We start from the raw sequence: 22,010 nt of genomic DNA, 5'->3' as shown, positions 1-22,010 counted from the left end.
GGCCTACATCTACTCATGCGTGTGAGTGGCCATGCCGACATGACGCGGATCTGGAAGCACTCTGCATGTGCAGGGTCATTACGAGGTGAGGGTTCGCGGCCACGGTCGGCCGAGTGCTGTCAAAATGGGTCTTGGCCGTGTGATCGAAGCGCACTGCGAAATCAAGCGGGACGCGCGCCCGACGCAGATGACCGCTCCCGGTGGTGCCTTCCGAACACCGCAGCTCACGCGGACGTTGGCCGAGCACGTCGACGCGGACCAGTCTGACGATAAGCGCCCACGCGTCGTGCTCTGAAACTGTGCGGATGCGGCGTGGCTCGGGTGCTGTCTTCGTGGTGCTACATCTCCGGGGGCGACATCCGGGCACCGTCTTCGATGAGGGAGACATAGCCGGGGAGCGAGGGCATCGCGGACCACAGGAAATTGTTCCGGCTGCGAAACGTCGGAAGCTGAGACCCTTAGAGCGCTAGTAGCTTTGCCGGCGGTCCTTAGGGCTTATTTCGCACCTCCTCGATCCGGTGAGCCGCTTCGTGCAGAATCATTAGCACCGTGGCATGGGTCCGGAGGGGTGCCGCCGTTGTTGCGGATCTGAACGGTCGTTCCTACCAGCGGGCACCACCAGGTGTCTTGTCGGAGCATCATCGCTTTCATAAGGCAGCGCATGAAGGTTGCCTGGCCAGGTTACGGCGTCAAGGTGCAAGCAGTGAAGACGCAACCGCCCGGCCGAGTTCTTCTGTGGTTGCGTTGCCGCCCATGTCCGGGGTGAGAGCGGCTGTTCCGCTGGCGAGGACGGTTTCCATGGCGGTGGTGATGGCGGTTGCGGCGTCTGGTTCTCCGAGGTGGTCGAGCATCATGGCGGCGCACCAGATCTGTCCGATGGGGTTAGCGATGCCCTTGCCGGCGATGTCCGGGGCGGAGCCATGGACGGGTTCGAAGAGGCTGGGGAATTTGCGTTCGGGGTTGATGTTCCCGCTGGGGGCGATGCCGATGGTGCCGGTGCAGGCAGGGCCGAGGTCGGAGAGGATGTCGCCGAAGAGGTTGCTGGCGACGACGACGTCGAACCAATCGGGGTGCATGACAAAGTTCGCGGCAAGGATGTCGATGTGGAATTTGTCCACGTTGATCCCCGGGTAGGCGGCGGCCATGGCCTGCACCCGCTCGTCCCAGTAAGGCATGGTGATGGAAATGCCGTTGCTCTTCGTGGCGGAGGTCAGGTGCTTTTTGGGCCGACTTTGCGCCAGATCGAAAGCGTATTTGAGAATCCGGTCCACGCCGGTGCGGGTCATGACGGTTTCCTGCATGACGGTCTCGCGGTCCGTGCCTTCGAAGATTTTCCCTCCGATGCTGGAGTATTCGCCTTCGGTGTTTTCGCGCACGACGTAGAAGTCGACATCGCCAGGCGCCCGGCCGGTCAGGGGGCTCGGCACACCGGGAAGGAGTTTGACCGGGCGGAGGCTGACGTACTGGTCGAAGTGACGGCGGAACTGCAGGAGGCTGCCCCAGAGCGAAACGTGGTCGGGGACGATCTCTGGCCAGCCGACGGCGCCGAAGAAGATGGAATCGAACTGGTTCAGTTCCTCGAACCAGCCGTTGGGCAGCATTTTCCCGTGCCGGGTGTAGTAGTCGGCCGAGGCGTAGTCAAAGTGCTCGTATCTGAGGTTGAGGTCGAAGGCTGAGGCGGCGGCGTCCAGGACGCGTAGTCCTTCGGGCACGACTTCGGTGCCGATTCCGTCGCCGGGAATGACTGCGATGCGGTGGGGTTTCGACATCAGGATCCTTCTTCGTCTGTGTTGGGTGTTCGGGATTGGCGGTCGACCGGATGAGCCGGTTGACGGTTTTCGAGGACGTCGATGACGGCGTGCGCGGCCGCGAGCCCGGCCCGGGCGCGTGCCTGGATCGTTTGTCCGGCGAGGTGGGAGGTGATGAGCAGATTGTCCAGGCCCCGGAGGGGGCTATCGCTGGGCAGGGGTTCGCTCTTGATCACGTCCAGGACGGCGCCGGCGATGGTGCCGTCCGAGAGTGCCTTGGACAAGGCTTCTTCATCAACGAGTGAGCCGCGGGCGGTGTTGATGAGGAAGGCGGTTGGTTTCATCGTGCTCAGCCGGTGTCTGTCGATAAGGGGACCGGTGCCTTGGCCTGCGCGGGTGTGCAGGGAGAGGTAGTCAGCGTCGCGGATGACGGTGTCGAGCTCGGCGAACTGGATGGCCGTGTTGCTGGGGTCCGGGTGGGCGGTGCTGACCAGGACGGTCATGCCGAGGGCGACTCCCAGGTTGGCGGTGGCGCGGCCGCTGGGTCCGTAGCCGATGATGCCCAGGGTGGCCCCGTGCAGCTCGCGGCCGGCATCGCGGGGCCAGTGGCCTGCACGGACTGCGCTGGTGACTTCCAGCAGACGCCGGGCGGCGGTGATGATCATTCCGATGGTCAGTTCAGCGACTGAATGGTGGTTTGTTCCGGGTGCGTTGCAGACCCTGATTCCGTGGGCGGAGGCGGCCTTGACGTCGATGGAGTCATACCCCACACCGCTGCGGGCTATGACTTGCAAGGCGTCCGCTTCGGCGAGCATGTCTGAGGTGACGGGCTCGCTGGCGATGATGGCTCCTGAGATGCCCTCGAACAGCGAGCGGCGTTCCTCCAGGGTCCGCGGCCCACGGGATGGCGAGTAGACCGGTTCCAGGCCGTGTTCGTGCAGGAGCTTGTCAACGGAGTCTCCGGGGTGGAGGTAGTCGGTGGTGATCAGGATGCGGGCGGCCATGGTTCGGGTTTCTTCCTCATGTGATGGCGGGATGTGCTGCCGAAGCGGTGTCGGTTTGGGGTTCATGCGGGTCAGGGCCGCCGCGGTGAGCGGCGGCCCTGCCTGGTGCGGTGTTAGTGGGCGTCGACCTTGTCGGCTTCCACGGTGGCCGGTGTCCTTGATTCGAGTTCGTTCTTTTTCTGGCCTGAGGTGTGGAGGGCTTTGCGGGCCTGTTCCGGGTCGTAGTCCTTTTCCCATTTGCCGACGACGACGGCTGCCATGACGTTGCCGAGGACGTTGATGAACACCCGGCCTTCGTTCAGGAGGCGGTCGATGCCGACGATGAGGGCGAGGGCGGCCAGGGGTATGCCGCCCACGGAGCTCAGGGTGCTGGCCAGGACGATGAATGCGCCGCCTGCGATTCCGGCGGTTCCCTTGCTGGTGAGCATCATGACGGCGACCATGACCAGCTGCTGCTCCCAGGAGAGATCCATGCCGACAGCTTGGGCCAGGAACACCGAAGCCATGGTCAGGTAGACGGCCGAACCGTCCAGGTTGAAGGAGAACCCGGAAGGGATCACGATGCCCACGGTGGACTTGCCGACGCCCATGTTTTCGAGCTTCTTGATCAGCTGCGGCAGCACGGCCTCGGACGAGCAGGTGCTCAATGCGATCAACAGTTCTGCCTTGAAGTAGCGCATCACCGTGAAGATGTTCAGTCCGCAGGCACGGGCGATGGTGCCGAGTACCACCAGGACGTAGATGATGCAGGTGGCGGTGAAGAGCAGGACGAGGTAGCCCAGTTGCTGGAGGCTTTGGGTGCCGTAGTTGGCTACGACGGCGGCCAGTGCACCGAAGGTGCCGATGGGGGCCAAGCGCATGACCCAGTTGACGATCTTGAAGATCACCACGGAAAGGGCCTGGATGCCCTTGGTGAGGAACGCACCGGATTCGCCGGACACGTTCATGGCGGCACCGAAGATGATAGAGACCATCAGGGCAGCGATGATGGTATGGCCGGTCAGGGCACCGAACAGTGATTCGGGAATGATGTTGTTGACGAATTCAAGGCCGTCGAAGCCCTGGGAGGCAGTTGCCGGTACCTTGCTGGCGTCCAGCTTGTCCGGGTCGATATTCATGCCGTCGCCAGGACGGAAGACATTGGCCACGACCAGTCCGATCAGCATCGACACCAGCGATAGGGCGAGGAAGTAACCCAGTGCCTTGACGCCGATGCGGCCAGCTTTACGCAGGCTGTCCATCGATGCAATGCCCAGGGAAACGACGCAGAACACGACCGGGATAACGATCATCTTCACCAGGGCGATGAACCAGTCGCTGAGCGGTGTGAGCTGCTTGCCGACGGAGGGGAGCAGCAGGCCGACGGCAATGCCCAGAACAGCTCCCAGGACGACTTGGAACCACAGTTCACGCATCAACCGGCCGAACCGGGAACGCTGCTTGGGAGGGGACGAATGCTGGGTGTTTTTAAGGGAGTGGGACGACATCTTGGGTGCTCCTTTGCACATCAGACTGGGGAAGGAAGAGAGGTGCGGCCCGGGCAGTGGTGCTGCCCGGGACCGGGCACGATCAGCTCTTAGCTGTGAAGTTCGCGCAGAACCTTGTAGAACTCGGCCTTACCTTCGAGACCGATGCCGGGAAGGTCGCCGGGGGCGACACGACTGTTGACGATGACAGCATCGTCTGTGAAACCGCCGGTCGGCTGGAACTCACCCGGGTAGGACTCGTTGCCGCCAAGCTTCAGAGCGGCAGCGATGTGCAGGGAGAACTGGTGTCCGCCGTGGGGGATGCAGCGGCGTGAGGACCAGCCGTGCTGGGCCAACATGTCTTGGATGCGCCGGTATTCGGTCAGGCCATAGCTTAGGGCCGGGTCGACCTGAATGAAGTCGCGGTCAGGGCGCATGCCACCATAGCGGATGAGGTTGCGGGCATCCTGGAGGGAGAACAGGTTCTCGCCGGTGGCGATCGGGTTCTTGTAGTGCTCGGAGAGTGCGGCGTTGAGGGCGTAGTCCAGCGGGTCGCCGACTTCCTCGTACCAGAACAGTCCGTACTTATCGATGGCCTTGCCGTATTCCAGTGCGGTCTGGAGGTCGAACTTGCCGTTCACGTCGACCATGAGGCGGGAAGCGTCGCCGTCGAGGACCTCGATCACAGCTTCGATGCGGCGGAGGTCTTCGGCCAGGTCGGCGCCGCCGATCTTCATCTTGACGATGTCGTAGCCCTGCGCCAGGAATCCACGCATTTCGTTCTGCAGGTCTTCGAGGGTCTTGCCGGGGGCGTAGTAGCCACCTGCGGCGTAAACGAAGACGTCCTTGTCGGGGTCGCCGTCGCCGTAGTGGTCCGAGATCCAGCGGTAGAGCGGGACACCTGCGATTTTCGCGGCGAGGTCGTGAAGGGCCATGTCGGCGACACCGACAGCGACGGACCGTTCGCCGTGACCGCCGGGCTTTTCGTTGGACATCATGATGTCCCAGGCCTTCTCCGGCGAGAGCTGGCCGTCCTCGTCAAGCAGGTCCTCGGACGGGGCATCCAGCAGGCGCGGAAGGATGCGGTCTTCCAGGATACCGGTCGCGTTGTAGCGGCCGTTGGAGTTGAACCCGTAGCCCACCAGCGGCTTGCCGTCGACAAAGACGTCACTGACGAGCGCGATGATCGTGCAGTCCATCTTGGTGAAGTCAATGAAGGCGTTCCGGATCGAGGAACTGATGGGGATGGTGCCAACGTGGGCGGAAACGATTTTCATCTTTGAAACTCTCCTGAGTAGAACTTATTTCTTATAAGACTTGGTCTTGAAGTCAACCCGAACTACGAGGGGCAAGAAAGTCCTTCGTGCGAATATCTTATAAGACCTGAGGTCAAGGTTAGCTGGGCGTGACGGGGGGCACAAGTGTTCCCGTGGGATTTCTTATAAGATGTTCACGGGAGCAAGTGTGGCCCCACGTCGAAGAGAGATTCGGAGCGTCAGATGAGCACCACGAACGTTTTTTCCAGCAAGGGCAGTCTGGCGTACAGCGAACTCCGCCAACTGATCCTCTCTGGCAACCTCGCCCCGGGCTCACGCGTGTCCCAGTACGAACTGGCAGACAACATGCAGATGAGCATCACTCCCTTGCGGGAAGCGATCCGTCGACTCTCAAGCGAGGGGCTGATCATCATGGACACCCACCGGGACTCACGTGTGGCAGACGTGAGCGCTTCAGAAGCACGCGAATTGCTCGAAGTCCGCCTCGCACTTGAACCGTCAGCGACGGAGTTGGCTTCCTATCGCCGGACCGAAGCTGACATCGTCGCCATGCGGACTGCGGCGGAGAAGCTGCTGCCGGTGACCCGGGTCTGGGGTGAGGAGGCCATCACGGCACACCGCGATTTCCACCGGGCCGTCTACGCCGCATCCCACAATCCCAGCATGATCAAGCTCCTGGATGACCTATGGGACAAGTCCGACCGCTACCGTCGCCTCGGCCTGGAACTACCTTCCGGTGATGAGCCCCGGACCATTGACTTGAACCAGCACCACCAGATTCTGGAACTCGTAGCCTCCGGTGATGGTCCAGCGGCGGCCAAACTGGCACGGACCCACATCGCCAACAGCCTTACAGCCTCAGTAACCGGGGCCTTGGAAGAGCGCGAGAACGTCCAGCCCGCAGACCTGGAACACACTGCCTAACATCTGCTGGCCGCCTGCGATTCTGAAGTGCTGCAGAAACGCGGGTCCATGCGAGGGGTGTCACTCACCGTCGTCCCCAGAGGGCATTCGGTCATCTCTGGTCAAAGTCAGCCCGTGACGCGTGGATCGACTCCGTACTGAGCCGGAGCGCCAAGATGATCGCGCAGGGTATCTCCGTCGTATTCCCGGTGGAACAGCCCTCGATCCTGGAGGATTGGCACCACACCATCGACGAAGGCGTCGATTCCATCTTCATAGATGTCCGGCGACACCCAGAAACCGTCCACAGCGTCTGCCTCAAACCATTCCTGCATGTGGTCCGCGGCTTCGATGGCTGGTCCCACGATGACGGGATGGTAATCAATCACTCCGTGAGCGAGTATGTCGCGGACCGTCCAGCCTTCACGCGCGATCTCGAGTGCACGGACCGAGCGTGGGTCTCCAGTTGATGCTCGCGCCCTGGAAAGTTGCTCCGACGATAGTGGTTCGTCGAGCCGTGCTGGATCGAGATGCAGCCCGAGCATCTGTCCGAGATAGGACGCGCGCTGAGGAAATATCCGTCCGCTCAGCGTGGTCCGGCGATCGAGGCCTTCTCGCTTATTGCTAGTAATCGTCGTCATGAGTCCAGCAAAAAATTTGAGCTCGGCCGGGTCTCGGCCGGCTCGTTCGGCGGCCTCACGAAACGCGGCACGTTGCGCGCGGGCATCGTCGATCGTGAAGGCCGCGCCGATGACGCCATTGGCGAAGCGGCCGGCGAGAGCGAGGGCGTTCGGACTGCCTCCGGCGTGGAAGATGACGGGTTGCCCCTGCTCGGAAGGAGGAATGTACAGCGGCCCGCGCGAGGCGACGAAGTTGCCGCCCATATTGATGGGAGCGATCTGCCCGGCGTTCGCGAAGCGGCCTGTGGTCTTATCGTGCACCCATGCAGCCTCCCCCCAGCTGCCCCATAGAGACTGCACCAGCTGGACCGTCTCATGTGCCCTGCCGTAGCGTTCGCTGCTGGACGGTAGTCGTTGGCCATAGTTCGCAGCGACGTCCTCGCCGCTTGATGTGACGGCGTTCCAGCCCGTCCGTCCATGACTCAAGACGTCGAGCGCCTTGAACTGCCGCGCGAGGTTGAACGGCTCATTGAAGGTGGTTGAGCCAGTGGCGACGAGGCCAATCCGGTTCGTTTCGCGGGCAAGAGCGGCCAAGGTAACCATGACGTCGAGATTGAAGTTGGGCGGCTCATTCTCAATGTCCCCCACGTGGCTAGGGCCATCCGGGAGGAACAGGAACTGGAGCTTTCCACGCTCGGCCGCTTGGGCATGCCGAACCTTCGCATCGAAACTCGAATAGCTCGTGGGGTCGACCGCTGGGGCACGCCAGGCACCCGGCAGGTTGCCGTACCCGTTGCCTAGATGCATGCCGATGAGCATTTGTTTGGGCATAGTGTCCTCTGTCCGTTCTCTGATAGGAGCTGTTCGTACTTTTGACTTCGCGTCGTGCGGAGATTTTCTCCGTCGCGACTAGTGGGACGGTTGGGGAGTTGATGAGTGGTGCCGCTACGCCGATGCCGTCGTTGCTTGGTCGCGTAGTGGGGTCGGCTGACGGCGCTTTCCAATGAAGAGGGTGCCGATGACGGCGCCAATGGCGATGATCCCTGCGGTGATGAAGGCTGCTTGCCCTGCGGAGACTGCTTGATCGACGGTCAGTGTGCCAGCCTGTGCTGCGTTCGCGCCGATTGTGTAAGCGGAGATGAGGACGGCGCCGCCGGCGGCACCGGCGAGCTGCTGCGCCGTCGTGAACGTTGCGCTGCCGTACGGATAAAGGTCTGCTCGAAGGGACGACAGGGCCAAGGTCGTCAGCGGGGCCCACATCATTGCTTGCGCAGCGGACATGATGAGGAAGCCTGCGAGGTAGACCCAAACGCCGCGGGTATCGTCGAGCGTGCTGAGGAACCAGATGCTCGCGGTCCAAATGAAAGCGCCCGGAATGATCAGCGGTCGAGGTCCGAAGCGGTCGTAAATACGACCCCCGAGGGCCGAGACGAGCGCGATGACGGCACCAGACGGGACGAGAAACAACCCGATTGCCAACGTGCTCAGGCCTAGGGCGCCGGACAGGATGAAGGGAAGCACGAGGGTGGTCCCGAATGCGTTCAAAGCCACCAGTGTCATGATAGCCAGCGGTACAACGAACGATTTCGCACGAAAAATGCGCATATCGATGAATGGGTCGCCACCGTTGCGACGGAGGGCCAACTGTCGGAAGACGAACGCGACAATTCCGGTAACTCCTACGATGATTGGGATGATCGGCGACAGGAGGGCATGTCCAGAGGCCGACTCGCCAATCGAGGACAGCCCGAATACTAAGGCGCCGAAACCGATCGTGGAGAGGGCGAGCGACAACAGGTCCAGAGTCGCGTGTTCCGGGGTGGTGATGTTCTTCAGCTTGAAGGCACCCAGCAAGAGCGCTGCTACCGAGATGGGGAGGACGAGGATGAACAGCCACCGCCACGGTAGGAACGTCAGCACGAGCCCGGATAGTGCGGGGCCGAATGCCGGTGCAATCGCTGGCACAGCTGTTACCAGCGCCATGATGTTGCCGCGACGGGCTTCAGGCACAAGGCGCATGGCAGTGGTGATCAACAGCGGGACGAACACGGCAGTTCCGGTGGCCTGGATGATGCGGCCGGTGAGCAGTACCTCGAATCCCGGTGCTGCAGCCGCGACCACGGTCCCGATGATGAACAGCGACAGCGCACTGAGAAAGATTGTGCGTAGATTGAATCGGCGCATCACGAATCCCGTCGCCGGTATTAGAACTGCCAAGGTCAGCAGATAGCCGGTGGTCAGCCACTGGCCGGAGGAAGGGGTGATGTCCAAGTCGGAGATCAGGGTAGGCAGCGCGACTCCCAGCAGCATCTCGTTCAGAAGAACGAGGAAGGTCGAGCCCATTAGTAGGCCAATGACCAACGTGCTCCCCGGGGCTAGCCGCTCGATTCGGCTCCCCTTCCGCGAAGAAAGGTCGGTCGGATCCAGTACGTCCGAGTGTGTCATAGCAGTGTCCTCCAAGAGAACCGTTGGAAAAAGTAATGGTCGCGTAGGGCGGTTCCGGCGTAATCGTGGCGGGGGAGCCCGCACTCGTTATGTACCGGGACGATCTCACCGGCAAATTCATCGATCTGCCGGAGACGCACGTAGACTGAAGTGGAGATGGTCTCCTCTTATGGAAAGACTATACGGAGACACTCCCCGTTTAGCAAAGTGAGGTAACTGCAGTGCGAAAGACCGAGACGAACAAGGCTCGTGCGCCTCGGGCCGATGCCCGACGAAATCGTGGTCACATCCTCGATACTGCCGAGCAGTATTTCTCGAAGCACGGCGTTGGCGGTTCGCTCGATGCAATCGCAAAACAAGCCGGCATAGGCGCGGGCACCCTCTATAGACACTTCCCTAACCGGGAAGCCTTGCTAGCCGAGTTGCTCACTGCGCGCGACGAAGCCCTGGTGTCCCGCCGTGATGAACTTCGGATTCGATCGGCGAACGCCGCCGACGCTCTCCATGGCTGGCTCAATGCGCTCACTGAATGGGCTGGAGCATTCGATGGTTTGCCCGAGCCGCTGCGAGCCGCAACGACGGACAGCCCGTCTCCTCTGACTGTGACATGCCAAGGATTTATTACGACGACCGAGGAGTTCCTCCGGGCGGCCCAGGGTGAAGGAAGTGCTCGCGGCGAAGTGAGGGGGCGGGACCTTTTTCTAGCTACGTTGGCTACCAGTTGGGTGAGGGGAGCGGCTTTGGCTGACGACGAATCTGCCGCGGCCTTGGCTGCCCTCACCAGGAGCGGGTGGGAGTTGCCCGCTGGCGTAGATGGCCCGTCGGGCGCCGCCGACAATGGTAGTGCCGAGGCAGAATCCAGAAATCAGGAATCAGCGGGATAGGCGGCCTCAACGGCAGTTGAACGCGAAATCCTGCCTGCCGCCTGGTCGCGCTTTAGGCCTCTTTGTCGGTGCTCTTCACCAGGTCCGAAGGGCTGGAGGATGCCTCGGCTTGCGCTTCCAGAACAAGGTCCAGCAGGCCGGGGAAGCGCCGGTCGAGCTCGTCCCGGCGGAGCCAGTTCCTGTGCCGGTTGCCCTGCGCTTCCTGTCTAATGATTCCGGACTCGCGGAGGACGCGCCAATGCCGGGTCAGGGCCGACTTCGTGACGCCGAAGTCGGAGTTGCTGCACCCCGTCCCCGGCTCTGCCGCTATGAACTCGACAATTGCGCGCCGAGTGGGATCGTTCAGGGCGAACATGACGGCGAACAGGTTGAAGTCCTCCTCGGCGGGAATTGTCAGCGGATTCGACAAGCGGCTGGCCATTAGATTGCTCTTTCCATCGTTGTTCCACTCGAAACATGATGTACGCATTTGGGTGTACATCATGTAGGCTTCTTGTACACGAATAAGTGTACATCCCGTCTGCACTTGTCGGGTGGGACCAACGAACAAAGGAAATACCTATGAAGATCACCGTTATCGGCGCTGGAGCCATCGGCGGCAACCTCGCGCGTCGTCTCAGCGAAAAAGGTCACGACGTTCTTGTCGCCGACGCCCGCGGGCCCGAAATCGTGTCTGAAGAAGTCCTGGCCGCTGGCGCGCGTGCCGCTGAGGTGAACGGGGCGGTTGCGGACCGCGACGTGATAGTGCTGGCGATCCCGTTCTCGGTACAGCCGGGTCTGGCCGATCTCTTGGCTGGCGCCTCTGAAGACACGATAGTTGTCGACACGTCGAACTATTACCCCTACATGATGGGCCCGGTTGAAGCGGTAGATCAGGGGCAGGTCGAAAGTGAGTGGAGCCAGGAGCAGCTCGGCCGTCCCGTTGTGAAGGCATGGAATGCGGCCCTCGCCGGTACCCAACAGAACAAGGGGCTTCCTGCAGGATCTCCGAGTCGAATCGCGATTCCTGTTGCTGCGGACTCCGCCGAGGCTCGCGCAACAGTGATGCAGCTCGTTGACGACACGGGCTTTGACCCGTTCGACGCCGGCGTGATTGCGGACTCGTGGCGCCAGCAGCCTGGCACCCCGGCATACTGCACCGAGCTCGGCCTGGAGGACCTCGGCAAGGCTCTTTCCGAAGCCGAGAAAGACAAGGCGCCGGTCACCCGTGACCGCCTCATTGAGCACTTCGGTTCCTTTGAGAAGATGCCGTCGCTGGACGAAACTGTCGCTATCAACCGCGCAGCACACCACTAGCCTCCAGCAAAAGGGGGGCGAACAACTTGGGCCTACTGTCCAGCTGGCCCATAGCCGGCGTCATATGGGGGCCAGGGGGATGAACGCGAATGAGGCCAAGGTCCTCGCTCGTTACGTGCACCCACACCAACACCATGATCGGATTTCCCGCCGCCTACAAAGGAGACACTTTGATCCGACACATCGTATTATTCCGCGTTATTGAAGGCACGCCGACGGAGCGCCTGCAGGAAGCGGTTGATCGCCTTGAAGCACTCGTCGGCGTCATCCCAGGCCTGCGTTCGCTCAAAGCAGGCGTCGACATTGGCATCCAGGGCAACTTTGATTTCGGCCTCGTCGCCGAACTCGAAGACCGCGCCGCCCTCGAGGCGTTCTCGACAGAAGCCACTCACATGGACGTGGCTATGTTTATCCTCGAATTTCGCAAGAGTACCGACATCGCAATCCTCGATCTCGAATTTTGAGGCAAACGGGCGGGGCTCCTGAACCAAGGGTTCGGGAGCCCCGTCAATCGATGCGAGGGTAGACAGGCCTCATACGGACACTGCCCACCGGCAGCCCATGAATGAGCACTTTGCCCAGCACGTCTCATTCGACGATGCTGATGCACATCATCAGTGCGAAATGAATCCGCCGTCGATGACGAGCTCGGTTCCGGTGATGAACTTTGCCTCGTCCGACGCAAAGTACAGCAGGCCATACGCGATGTCGGAGGCCTCCCCGGCGTGGGGTGGCAATGGGACAGTATCAGGGTTGGCCAGTGATTCCCTCGTGAGCCCGTAGCCACGGGTCATCCCGGTGTCGATGGGACCGGGATGCACTGAGTTAACCCGGATGTTGTCTTTGGCAAACCACTGAGCAGCGTGTTTTGTCAGGGAGCGAACGGCGCCCTTCGACGCGGAGTAGGCAGCGCTACCGCCGTCCGATGCGCCGCCGACGATCCCGGCGATGGATGACACATTTACGATGGAACCGCGGCCGGCCGCCTGCATCACCGGAATGACACTCTTCATTCCGAGCCAAGGCCCGGTGACATTGATGGCCATCACCTTGTTCCAATCCTCAAGCTCGGCTTCCAGGACGCCCTTTGCCATGGCAATGCCCGCATTGTTGATGAGGATGTCAATCGTGCCCCATTCGGCGAGGACGTCGTCAACAACACGTTTCCAGTCTTCGGCAGAGGAAACATCGTGCGTGCGGGCAATGGCCGCGCCGCCGTTCCCGGTGACTTCTTCGACCACCTGTCGCAGGGCCTCAGCGGATATGTCCGTGGCCACTACCCGTGCCCCTTCGGCCACGAAGAGCTTGAGGGCGGATAGCCCCATTCCGCTGGCTGCCCCCGTGATGATGGCGACCTTGCCGGCCAATCGAGACATATTGATCTTCCTTCTTTTGTGTTTGTATTCTTCAGCAGCTGCCGTCGTGGAGCCGGGTCAGGCTTCTCCTGAACGCTTCCGTGACCGTGTGTAGGCATCCAGTGATACGGCGGCGAGCACGATCACGCCAAGGGCCACCTCTTGAGTCGCCTGTGGAAAGGCAAGGATGTCGAAGACGTTGTTGATGGTTCCAAAGATCAGGATGCCGACGAGCGTCCGCCACATGGCACCTTCTCCGCCGAGCAATGAAGTCCCGCCGATGATGACGATCGCGATCGAGTTGAGTGTGACTCCGACAGCCACGCCTGGCTGGCCGACGCCGATGACCGAGCCCAGGACGATTCCCGCAAGGGCTGCCAGCATAGCCGTCAGTACGTAGGTACTTGCCCGAAGTGAGATCACGGGCAACCCGGCCAGTCGTGCGGCTTCGTTGTTGCCGCCGATCGCGTAGATTCCGCGGCCATACACGGTCTTGGAAAGTGCGAACCATCCTGCCGCGACGAGGATTGCGAGCAGCCAGACGGATAGCGGGGCCCCGAGGAAGTCCTGGTCCGAGAGGAAATCGTAGCCGCCTGCGGCCATGGGGACTGGTTTGGAATTGGTGAACAGCAAGGTCAGGCCGCTGAACAACGAGGCGGTCGCCAAGGTTGCGATGAACGCATTGACCTTCGCTTTTGTGATGAGGAGGGCGTTGATCAGGCCTAGCAGGAAACCGATCGCCAAAGTGACGAGCATCGCCAGCCCCGCGGGCATCGTGTGGGACAGGGTTGCATAGGAGACTCCACCAATCGCCAGTACGGCGGCCACTGAAAGATCGAAGCCTCCAGCAATGATAATGAACGTCATCCCTACGGCGATGATGCCAACCGGAGCGTTCTGGGTCAGGATGTTGATCAGGTTTCCAGGGTTGAGGAATCGGGGATTAAGAATGACCGCAGTGATGACAAGGATGATGAGCACCCAGACCATTCCCAGGCTCGCTGCTCTCTCCCTGAGATTGATTCCCTTCTTTACCGTTACGTTTGGAGCAACGGTGATGTCCCTGTCCATGGTGGCGCTCATGCGATCTCCTTCAATCCAAATGCAGCGTTCAATACGTCTTCCATAGCGAGCTGTTGATCTCCGGTTCGCTCAATGAGGCCCATGCTTTGGCCTTTGGCGACGACCAGTACGCGATCGGAAACCGCCAGTACTTCCTCGAGTTCCGAAGAGACGACGACGACGCCGACCCCGTCGTCCGCCATTTTGCGAAGACTTTCGAGAAGCTCGCCTTTCGCACCGATATCGATGCCGCGCGTCGGTTCATCGGCGAGGAGTACCCGTGGACGGTCGTAGAGCCAGCGTGCCATCAGCAGCTTTTGTTGGTTGCCACCTGAGAACCTGTCGCTGCGTTCTCCGAGCCGGGCGGTGGGAAAGTTCAGCTTTGAAGAAGCTTCGGCGACCATCCCCCGGAGTTTGCTTCGCCGAATCACGCCGCCGGATGAGGCTGCGCGTAGATTGGAGAGTGCGATGTTGTCCGCCGCGCTGCGGAGCAGGACGAGCCCTTCTCCCTTGCGGTCCTCGGGGATCAACCCGATTCCCAGCTTGCGTGCCGCCCGCACTGTTCGCGGCCACGCCTGCTCGACGCCCGAGAGGCGGATGGTTCCGCGGGCTGTGGGTTCGGCGCCAGCGATTGCACGCAATAATGTTGATCGGCCCGAACCTACAAGACCGGCAATGCCGAGGATTTCCCCGGGTTTCACTTCCAGATCGATGTTCTCTATGACACCTGGAACGCTGAGCCCAACCACTTCAAGAATCGGCGAGGCATCCGAGTCGACGGGTCTCGAGTGAATTTCCACGGGCTTATCCATGAGCACGCGGCCGAGTGTCTGGTCGCCTCGCTGCTCACCGAGCATCGCGCGCACGAGCTCGGCCCGGGAGTGTTCCCCCCGCGCGCTTGTGACGATGGCCCTGCCATTTCGGAAAACTGTGACCCGGTCGGCGAGCCGTTCGATTTCATCAAAGTTGTGGCTCACGATCACGATGGTGACGCCGCGCTTGCGTAGTCCTTCGATTGCCTTGTAGAGCGCCTCGCGTTCTTCGACGGCCAGCGACGCGCTTGGCTCATCGAAAAGGATGACACGGGGATCGACCACGAGCGAGCGCATGATCTCAAGCAACTGCTGCTCGGCTACCGAAAGGGTGCCCGCAGGCACGCCTGCCGGAACCACCCCGACCTCCAGCTGAGCGCACAGTTGTACGTATCTTCGGCGCATTTCACTGGCGGAGAGGACGCCGAATCGGGACAGGACAGATCCGAGAAATACGTTTGCTGCAGCATCCAGATGCGGGATTATGGTGAGTTCCTGGTAGATGGCCGAGATGCCGCTTCGGCGGGCAGCGCGCAGGTTTCCTGGTTCAAGCTGTTCACCGAAGACTTCGACCACACCACCGTCAAAGTCGACTCGTCCGGCGATCGTGCCCAGTGCTGTGGACTTGCCTGCTCCGTTTTCGCCGATCAGTGCGTGGACTGTTCCTTCGTGGATTGCTACGTCCACATCCATCAATGCGCGGGTGGCCCCGTAGGTCTTCGATACCGCTTTGAGCGCGACGGCGATCACCGGGTCCGATTTTGTGGACTCCATTGCCGGTCTTCTTTCTACTTCGGGCTGGGGTGGCGTTCGGGAGAACATCACCCCAGCCAACGCTGGGGGACTGATGCGCTAGCGCAGTTCGGCTGGCAGTTCCGGGATGGTTTCCTTGGTGACCACGAAGGGGTTCTTTGCGGTCCCAATGACGGAATCGTCCACGAACCGCGTGCCGGTGTCCCCTCGTTGCGCAGCGGCAATCGAGTTGAGGTTTGCCTTCATTTGGTTATAGGGAAAGAGCATTGTGGAGAGCTGGACGGTGCCGGCTTCCAATTGTTGGGTCTGGAATTTGCCGAAGCCGACGTCCGCGATGTGGATCTTCTCCGAAAGACCGGCGTCTTTTTCAGCCTGGATGACGCCTTGGGTGAGGTCGGGCGCCGAGGCGGACAAGATGAGGGTGGTGTCCGGGTGACCCTGCAGGTAGGTCTGCGTTTTGTTGTATGCGTCGGTGGTGGTCCAATCGGTGTAGATCGTGTCAATTGAATACCCGGTGTTGTCCGCCGCGAGCTTCGCCATTGCGGCTTCTGTGACACGCGTCTGGGTATTGACCGCAGGCCCTAGAACCGCAACTACCTTCTGCTTACCCGGGTTCGCCTTTGCCGTGGCCGCCAGCCAGCCGTCGACGTAGTCGCGGGTGGTGTTGCTGCCCACGAAGTTCAAGGTACCTGGGGCCCAGACTTCATCAACGGTCTTCCCGTTTTTATTTGCGCCGTCGTCGCACAGGGGCGAGCCTGAAATCGACGTCAGGATGTTGGCCTTAGCGAAATCATTGGTCAGGAGTTTGCAGGACATCACGCCGTCCAGGGCCATTACCACTGCCGCGTCGAAGTTCCCGGATGTCATGGCTGTCTGCATCTGGTTTAGTTGCTTGTTAGGGTCATAGCCCGCGTCAAACAAGGTCATGTCCATACCGAGTTCGGTGGCAGTCTCCTTGGCTGCCCGTTCTTGCTCAATACCGAACTCATTGGCCACACCTGGAATAAAAACTGCGACCTTGAGGCCTGGGCCGGTCTTCAGGTTCACTGTCATGTCGTTGCCGACATCCACTGCGACCGTGCCTGCCGGACCTTGATTGTCCGGGTTATCGCTGCTGGTACCAGCGCAGCCGGTCAAAGCGATCAGAACTGCCGTGGATCCCGCGGCCAGCATGGCCCGCGACTTGGTTGTACGCATAGTAATTTCCTTTGGGTTGCCTCGTCCCGGCGCCGTGGGCGGCCGGCATGTATGTGATGCGTCGCGGAGCTTCATTGCTTTGCGAATTGGTGTGTTGAGTAGTGTTGCCCTGTCTTACGGGTTACCGAAGTTCGTCCGGAAGTTCGGAAATCGTTTCCTTGGTGATGGTGAAAGGACTTTTTGCATCGCCAATCACCGAGTCATCTACGAAACGAGGGCCGGCTTCCCCGCGTTGGGCTGCGGCAATGGTCTCCAGGGAGACCTTTATCCCGTTGTATGGGAAGAAGAGCGTCGAGAACTGGATATTTCCCGCCTCTATCTGCTCGATTGAGAACTCGCCGAAGCCCTGATCCACAATGTTGACCTTTCCGAGAAGGCCTGCGTCTTCTACGGCCTTGACGACGCCTTGTGAGATGTCTGGCGTGTACATGGACAGGATCAGGGTGGTGTCCGCGTGGCCCTGTAGGTAGGTCTGTAACTGGTTGTACGTGCCAGTGGTCGTGTAGTCGGTGTTGATGGTGTTGATGGTGTAATCGGGGTTGTCCTTCGCGAACTTCGCCAGGGCAACTTCTATCACCCGTGTTTGGGCGGCGACTGCAGGTCCGAGAACGGCGACCACATTCTGCTTGCCCGGGTTGGCTTTTGCTGCTGCGGAGAACCAGCCATCGATGTATGCGCGGGTGTTGTTGCTACCGACAAAGTTCATGGTGCCCGGTGCCCAGACTTCGTCGATTGCCTTGCCGGTCTGATTTATGCCGTACTCACACAAGGGCGTGACATTGTTCACCACCAGAATGTTGGCCTTCGGGTAGTCCTCGGTGATCGTTTTGCAAACAACAGTTCCGTCCAGCGCTTGCACCACCGCTGCGTCGTAGCCCCCGGACGCCAGGGCTGTCTGCATTTGGTTAAGCTGTTGACTTGGGTTGTAGCCTCCGTCGAATAATGTCATGTCCATGCCGAGCTCCTTGGCCGTCTCTTTCGCGGCGAGCTCCTGGGCCTGCCCGTAGGCGTTGGCAACACCAGGGAGGAAAACCGCGACCTTGAGGTTGGGGCTGGTCTTCAGGTTGATCTTCATGTCATGGCCGACGTCGATCGCGGCAGTGTCGGCGGGGCCTTGGCCGCTTGCGCTTTCGGCGCAAGCAGCAAGGGCCAGGAGCGCCGCCGTCGATACGGCGGTGAACATCATTCGCGACTTCATTGTGCGCATTTTTCTCCTTGCGTTCGTTGGCACGTGGGTAGCGTGCGTACCCGGTCTCCCATGCATCCGGCCGACGCCGTTGTCGGCCGGATGGGTGACTCACCGCCAGCTTCTTTGCTTGGCGATCTCGGTGGGTGCTATGCCGACGCTACTTGTGTTTGAGGTCACACGTCAAGAGAAAACTTGCATAATCTGGTTGTTACTATCACGCTGCGAGTGTTTACGGTTCTCGACGACAGCAGGCTGAACGTGCCGTCAATTGAGGGACGGCAGGACGAAGCAACGCGCCCTGATGCGGTTAGCGGGTGCAAATCCTGATTAGGGCGTGGGATTGGGTGAGCGCCCTTTAATCCTTGAAGTCAGCCCCACGCTCCGGCGGTTTCCCATTTGTAAGTCATCCAGACCTCAAAACCATCGGCTTTGCTGATGAGCCGTCGCTGGTTTACGCCATCGGACGCAAGCCACAGGATCTCGTCGTCGATCGTCACGGCGTCAACGATTCCCATCCGGACTAACCGTCCATTGAGCCGTATTTGTACTGTTTCCCCGACGAGGGGGAGCCAATCATCTTGCTTGTGGTAAGTCATTTGTCGTGTCCGTTCAGTGATGCCTGTTCGGCCCTTGATTGGGGATTTGCCCGAGGTCCACGTGTATGCGGCCGGTGAGGAGCCCGCGGTTTGAGCGCGGAACTGCTCACCGGCCCGACGACGTGGTTCGCCTCCTGAAGGCAAAGCCAGCCGGATCAGCTGCCGATCCGGTTAGTGGCTTGGAACATGGACCTTGGTTGCATCGGTCTCCGTATCGACTGCATGCAGATCAGTGATGCGCCTGGGTGCCAGCAGTGCCCAGACGATCACGAAGACAGCGATGATGACGGCCGATGCGATGTAGATGCCGGCAAACGTGGCCTCCGGAATGAACCCGTCCGCGCCGGGAACCAAGACGTTCAAGATAATCGCGACGGCAATCATCGCTCCGACGAACTGGATGATGTTTTGCATGCCAACAGTTACAGCCATATTGTCGGGGCGACCTGCGGCCGCAACGAGGGTGTATCCGGTGGTCAGGCAGCTAAGGATTGTGAGCGCGTACAGGAACACCCACAACCATGACAGCCACACGTGGCCGTGAGCCAAGGCAAGTCCGAGGAAGACCAGGACCGCAGCGGATCCGGAAATGACTAGGACGGTCCTCGGCCCCAACTGCCGGAGGCCCCACCGGGTCCAGAGGTATCCCAGGCCCGCTCCTGGAATCATCGCAAGCAGTACGTACGAGGAGTCCAGTGCGGACAGGCCCTGCCCATACCCGGACGAGACCGGGGTCTGGAGCCATGCCGGCAGCACGAGAAATATGCCCTGTCCAACCAGGCTGATCAGGAGAATTCCCGAATAGCCGATGAGGGTCTGACGGACATCCATGTTCCGAAATGACACCAAGGGTTCCTGCGTGCGGCGCTGCTGAATGATCCAAGCAGCCAGTGTCACTGCGCTCACCATGAATGCGCCGAGTACTAGAGGTGAAGTCCAGCCTTGGGCCGGTCCTTCAGCAATACCGATCAGGAGTGCTGTGACCCACAGGCCCAGCCCGAGCGCACCGAACCAGTCCAACTGGACTATGGCGCGGGCGGTGACGGGCGTCTCGGGTGACTTCAGGGCGAGGAACAGCATCACCCCGTATAGAGCGAAAGTCACCCAGAAGACGGTTTCCCACGGCAGGCCCATTCCAACGATGAGGCCGCCGGCAATAAGTGCTAGCGGTGTGAAGATGGCCATAACTGTCGAGAGCACCAGCGAGACCAGCCGGATTTGCCGGGCGGTAGCCCGCGGACGCAGGAGCCCCCAGCTGAGTGGAATCGTGACCGCGAGGCCCATGAGGAATCGGCCCGTGACCAAGGGCCAGAAACCGTTGGCAGTTGCCCCCAGTGCGCATCCGACCAGTGCCAGGGCTATCAGCGTGATGAGAACTTTGCGATGCCCGAAGATGTCGCCCATGCGGGCGGTCAGGCTGACGGAGATTACACTGCCCATCATCAGCGCGTTGAGGACCCAGCCGATTTCCGAGCCCGTCAGTCCTGATTCGGTAGCAATCACCCCGATGAGAGGAGCGAGGATCCCGTACTGGATATCGAGCGTTATCCCGCTCAGCAGGAGTAAAGCAATGATCGGTGTGCTTTGGCCGGTGCGAGACTGCACCAATGTTGTTTGTGTCATCTTTGACCACCCTTTGTCTAATACCCAGCAGCGGCTGGGGCGTTCCTGACCGTGGGGAGTAGCGCATGGACCGGAGGATCCGGGGCCCATCTTTGCTTCGATGGGGCGCCGGCGCCCACGCCATACGGTACGTCCCGCGGAAAGACTCCGGCTTCTTTGCCGGGCTTGCGCAGGCTTCAACGTTAAGTGGGGGCGGCTTCAGGCCGACACGGCAATCAACGCCGTATCCCTGGGAATGTGCGCCAAGGTGCGTCGCGCTTTCTGATGGTGGTGCAGGCCTGGCTACGCCTTGGAGCTGACGTTGTTCTTATAGTGGGAAGCTTCCCGGTAAGCCGTCGGTGGCATCCCCTTCCACCGCTTAAAGGCGATGGTGAAGCTGGCAGGTTCCGTGTAGCCAAGCCTGCGCGAAATCAGCGCCACCGAAAGATCTGTATTCGAGAGCCAATCGGCAGCAAGGTCACTCAGGGTGTTGTCCCGGAGTTGGGCGAAGTCGTCCCCGGTCAGCTCGAGCTTGCGCTGCAAGGTCCGGGGGGAGACCCGCAGCGTTGCGGCGACATTTGCCAGCTTGCGGTTGAGGTCCGGAGCGGTCCTTATTGCCTTCGCGACGGTGTCGGGCCAGTCCCCGGTTGCCCTGAGAGTGTCGACAATCTGGGTATCCGCTTTAATCCATGACGCATGCTGAAACGCGTTGCCGAAGGGGAGTTCCTGTGTTGAGGTTATGGGGTTCCACCACAGCCGCAGGGTTTCAGCGTCGCAGTCGATATTGCAGGGGACATTTGCCGTTAGTTCCGGTGAAGCCTCGGCCAGGGGGAAGTCAATCCGGGTGAAGGGAAAAGGGCTGCCGTATAGCCAGCTGAAATTGCGCGCGATGAAACAGAGGTCGCGGTAAACGCTGAAAGGGATCAACTCTTCCGGGGCGTCGGGGTAGGTAAACTCCATTCCCGTAACGGTCCCTTCCGCTGTCCTCAGCGACGCGAGCTCGAACAGGGCAGGGCCGTAGTCAGTGGTACTTGCAACTTCCACCCAGGCTTCTATGGTTGGTGCAGTGGCGAGGGCCAAGCCCCTAACCCCAAAGGAGCCTAGCGAGTAGGCGTTCGCCGCCCGCACCCAGAGATCAGTACGATCTCGTGTGAGACCAACAAACTGAAGCTGAAAAGCCAACTCCTTCCTCGCTGGAATGGTGCCTCCCGGGCGGTTCACAGCGTCAGGGTCTATTTCTGCATTCGCCAAGGCGGATTGCCAATCCAGGTTTTCGTCCTCAAGCAGTCCACGCAGTATGTGAACGCTGAAGTTGGGTACCCGCAGGGTTTGATATGTTCCTCCTTTCACCGTTCCCACCTCCTGCCGCGGGCAGGCTGGGGCGTTACCGTGCGTTCAGGAGCGGTTCCGAGATGCATCGTTCTCCTCGTCTTTGTGGAGGGACGGGCTCCTGCTTGAATGCGTTTCGGATAATCCGAGTACCAGAAGCCTCGTGAAGTCACGTCAGTAGCTTTGCACCTCCAGCGGCAGTCAATAGACAAGCTGCCACGTTTGGCGCAGTTTCCCATCTACTTGGCGTCGCCTGTCATGCCGGCCCAACGCCGCAGGCTCTTAACGTTGAAACCAACCGAGCTCCGCAGTGGAGCCGAACAATCCAACAATGGAGAGGAACGCGATGACACGCGAAGAAGCCTTCAAACTCTGCCCTGCTGACAGTTACGTGGAGCTCTACGGCAACCAGTGGCTGATCGTTCCATTTGCACCCGTCGCACAGCCTCAATTCTTTGTTTGCAAACCAGGC

19 protein-coding genes are annotated in these 22,010 nt (G+C 60.6%); 4 read left to right on the top strand and 15 right to left on the bottom strand.

Going from position 1 to position 22,010, the window contains the following annotated elements; genetic code table 11:
- Positions 1–689: 689 nt before the first annotated feature.
- From ACR30Z_RS08365 to ACR30Z_RS08350, 4 genes are all read right to left on the bottom strand, one after another.
- Complete coding sequence (locus ACR30Z_RS08365; RefSeq protein ID WP_434372077.1) at positions 690–1,769, bottom strand: tartrate dehydrogenase; 1,080 nt, start codon at positions 1,767–1,769, stop codon at positions 690–692.
- The gene (locus ACR30Z_RS08360; RefSeq protein WP_434372075.1) at positions 1,769–2,752 is read right to left on the bottom strand and encodes a phosphoglycerate dehydrogenase; all 984 of its coding nucleotides are present in this window, start codon (positions 2,750–2,752) and stop codon (positions 1,769–1,771) included. The genes ACR30Z_RS08365 and ACR30Z_RS08360 overlap by 1 nt, the downstream gene beginning before the upstream one ends.
- A 113-nt stretch (positions 2,753–2,865) precedes the next feature.
- Positions 2,866–4,239, bottom strand: a complete 1,374-nt coding sequence (locus ACR30Z_RS08355) for a cation:dicarboxylate symporter family transporter (RefSeq protein WP_434372073.1) — start codon at positions 4,237–4,239, stop codon at positions 2,866–2,868.
- An 89-nt stretch (positions 4,240–4,328) separates the two neighbouring features.
- The gene (locus ACR30Z_RS08350) at positions 4,329–5,495 is read right to left on the bottom strand and encodes a mandelate racemase/muconate lactonizing enzyme family protein (RefSeq protein ID WP_434372072.1); all 1,167 of its coding nucleotides are present in this window, start codon (positions 5,493–5,495) and stop codon (positions 4,329–4,331) included.
- Positions 5,496–5,717: 222 nt separating this feature from the next.
- On the opposite strand from ACR30Z_RS08350, the gene ACR30Z_RS08345 reads away from it, so the two are divergent.
- Positions 5,718–6,419, top strand: coding sequence for a GntR family transcriptional regulator (locus tag ACR30Z_RS08345; RefSeq protein WP_434372070.1), 702 nt, complete (start codon positions 5,718–5,720; stop codon positions 6,417–6,419).
- Between the two features lie 107 nt (positions 6,420–6,526).
- Here ACR30Z_RS08345 and ACR30Z_RS08340 read toward each other — a convergent pair whose 3' ends face one another.
- Together ACR30Z_RS08340 and ACR30Z_RS08335 are read right to left on the bottom strand one after the other, a co-directional pair.
- Entirely contained in the window at positions 6,527–7,849 is a 1,323-nt protein-coding gene (locus tag ACR30Z_RS08340; RefSeq protein WP_434372068.1) for an NtaA/DmoA family FMN-dependent monooxygenase, read from the bottom strand.
- Positions 7,850–7,963: 114 nt separating this feature from the next.
- A complete protein-coding gene (locus ACR30Z_RS08335; RefSeq protein WP_434372066.1) occupies positions 7,964–9,361 on the bottom strand; it encodes a DHA2 family efflux MFS transporter permease subunit in 1,398 nt (465 codons plus the stop codon).
- A gap of 323 nt (positions 9,362–9,684) precedes the next feature.
- On the opposite strand from ACR30Z_RS08335, the gene ACR30Z_RS08330 reads away from it, so the two are divergent.
- Positions 9,685–10,347 carry a TetR/AcrR family transcriptional regulator gene (locus ACR30Z_RS08330; protein ID WP_434372064.1) on the top strand — a complete coding sequence of 221 codons (663 nt, stop codon included), beginning with the start codon at positions 9,685–9,687 and terminating at the stop codon, positions 10,345–10,347.
- A gap of 52 nt (positions 10,348–10,399) precedes the next feature.
- Here the strand turns inward: ACR30Z_RS08330 and ACR30Z_RS08325 are convergent, their stop codons facing one another.
- Positions 10,400–10,768: an ArsR/SmtB family transcription factor gene (locus tag ACR30Z_RS08325; protein ID WP_434372062.1), complete on the bottom strand. Its 369-nt coding sequence runs from the start codon at positions 10,766–10,768 to the stop codon at positions 10,400–10,402.
- A 140-nt stretch (positions 10,769–10,908) separates the two neighbouring features.
- Here ACR30Z_RS08325 and ACR30Z_RS08320 point away from each other — a divergent pair, with 140 nt between their 5' ends.
- The gene (locus ACR30Z_RS08320; protein WP_434372060.1) at positions 10,909–11,643 is read left to right on the top strand and encodes an NADPH-dependent F420 reductase; all 735 of its coding nucleotides are present in this window, start codon (positions 10,909–10,911) and stop codon (positions 11,641–11,643) included.
- Positions 11,644–11,777: 134 nt separating this feature from the next.
- Positions 11,778–12,107 carry a Dabb family protein gene (locus tag ACR30Z_RS08315; protein WP_434372059.1) on the top strand — a complete coding sequence of 110 codons (330 nt, stop codon included), beginning with the start codon at positions 11,778–11,780 and terminating at the stop codon, positions 12,105–12,107.
- Positions 12,108–12,257: 150 nt separating this feature from the next.
- On the opposite strand, the gene ACR30Z_RS08310 is transcribed toward ACR30Z_RS08315, so the two are convergent.
- The 8 genes from ACR30Z_RS08310 to ACR30Z_RS08275 form a co-directional block, all read right to left on the bottom strand.
- A complete protein-coding gene (locus ACR30Z_RS08310; protein WP_434372058.1) occupies positions 12,258–13,019 on the bottom strand; it encodes an SDR family NAD(P)-dependent oxidoreductase in 762 nt (253 codons plus the stop codon).
- A gap of 57 nt (positions 13,020–13,076) precedes the next feature.
- Complete coding sequence (locus ACR30Z_RS08305) at positions 13,077–14,081, bottom strand: ABC transporter permease (RefSeq protein ID WP_434372056.1); 1,005 nt, start codon at positions 14,079–14,081, stop codon at positions 13,077–13,079.
- Positions 14,078–15,646 (bottom strand): sugar ABC transporter ATP-binding protein, encoded by a 1,569-nt coding sequence (locus ACR30Z_RS08300; RefSeq protein ID WP_434372054.1) that lies wholly within the window; start codon positions 15,644–15,646, stop codon positions 14,078–14,080. The genes ACR30Z_RS08305 and ACR30Z_RS08300 overlap by 4 nt, the downstream gene beginning before the upstream one ends.
- A 78-nt stretch (positions 15,647–15,724) precedes the next feature.
- Complete coding sequence (locus tag ACR30Z_RS08295; RefSeq protein ID WP_434372052.1) at positions 15,725–16,822, bottom strand: sugar ABC transporter substrate-binding protein; 1,098 nt, start codon at positions 16,820–16,822, stop codon at positions 15,725–15,727.
- Between the two features lie 121 nt (positions 16,823–16,943).
- Complete coding sequence (locus tag ACR30Z_RS08290) at positions 16,944–18,029, bottom strand: sugar ABC transporter substrate-binding protein (RefSeq protein WP_434372050.1); 1,086 nt, start codon at positions 18,027–18,029, stop codon at positions 16,944–16,946.
- A gap of 350 nt (positions 18,030–18,379) precedes the next feature.
- Positions 18,380–18,526: a hypothetical protein gene (locus ACR30Z_RS08285; protein WP_434372049.1), complete on the bottom strand. Its 147-nt coding sequence runs from the start codon at positions 18,524–18,526 to the stop codon at positions 18,380–18,382.
- Positions 18,527–18,778: 252 nt separating this feature from the next.
- The gene (locus ACR30Z_RS08280) at positions 18,779–20,230 is read right to left on the bottom strand and encodes an MFS transporter (RefSeq protein ID WP_434372048.1); all 1,452 of its coding nucleotides are present in this window, start codon (positions 20,228–20,230) and stop codon (positions 18,779–18,781) included.
- 282 nt (positions 20,231–20,512) lie between these two features.
- Positions 20,513–21,559 carry a helix-turn-helix domain-containing protein gene (locus ACR30Z_RS08275; RefSeq protein ID WP_434372047.1) on the bottom strand — a complete coding sequence of 349 codons (1,047 nt, stop codon included), beginning with the start codon at positions 21,557–21,559 and terminating at the stop codon, positions 20,513–20,515.
- Positions 21,560–22,010 lie beyond the last annotated feature (451 nt).

Source organism: Paenarthrobacter sp. FR1, from assembly GCF_051106045.1.
Lineage (GTDB): Bacteria > Actinomycetota > Actinomycetes > Actinomycetales > Micrococcaceae > Arthrobacter > Arthrobacter nitroguajacolicus_A.
Note: the sequence above shows the minus strand (reverse complement) of the source record. Positions and strands in the feature narration are given on the sequence as shown.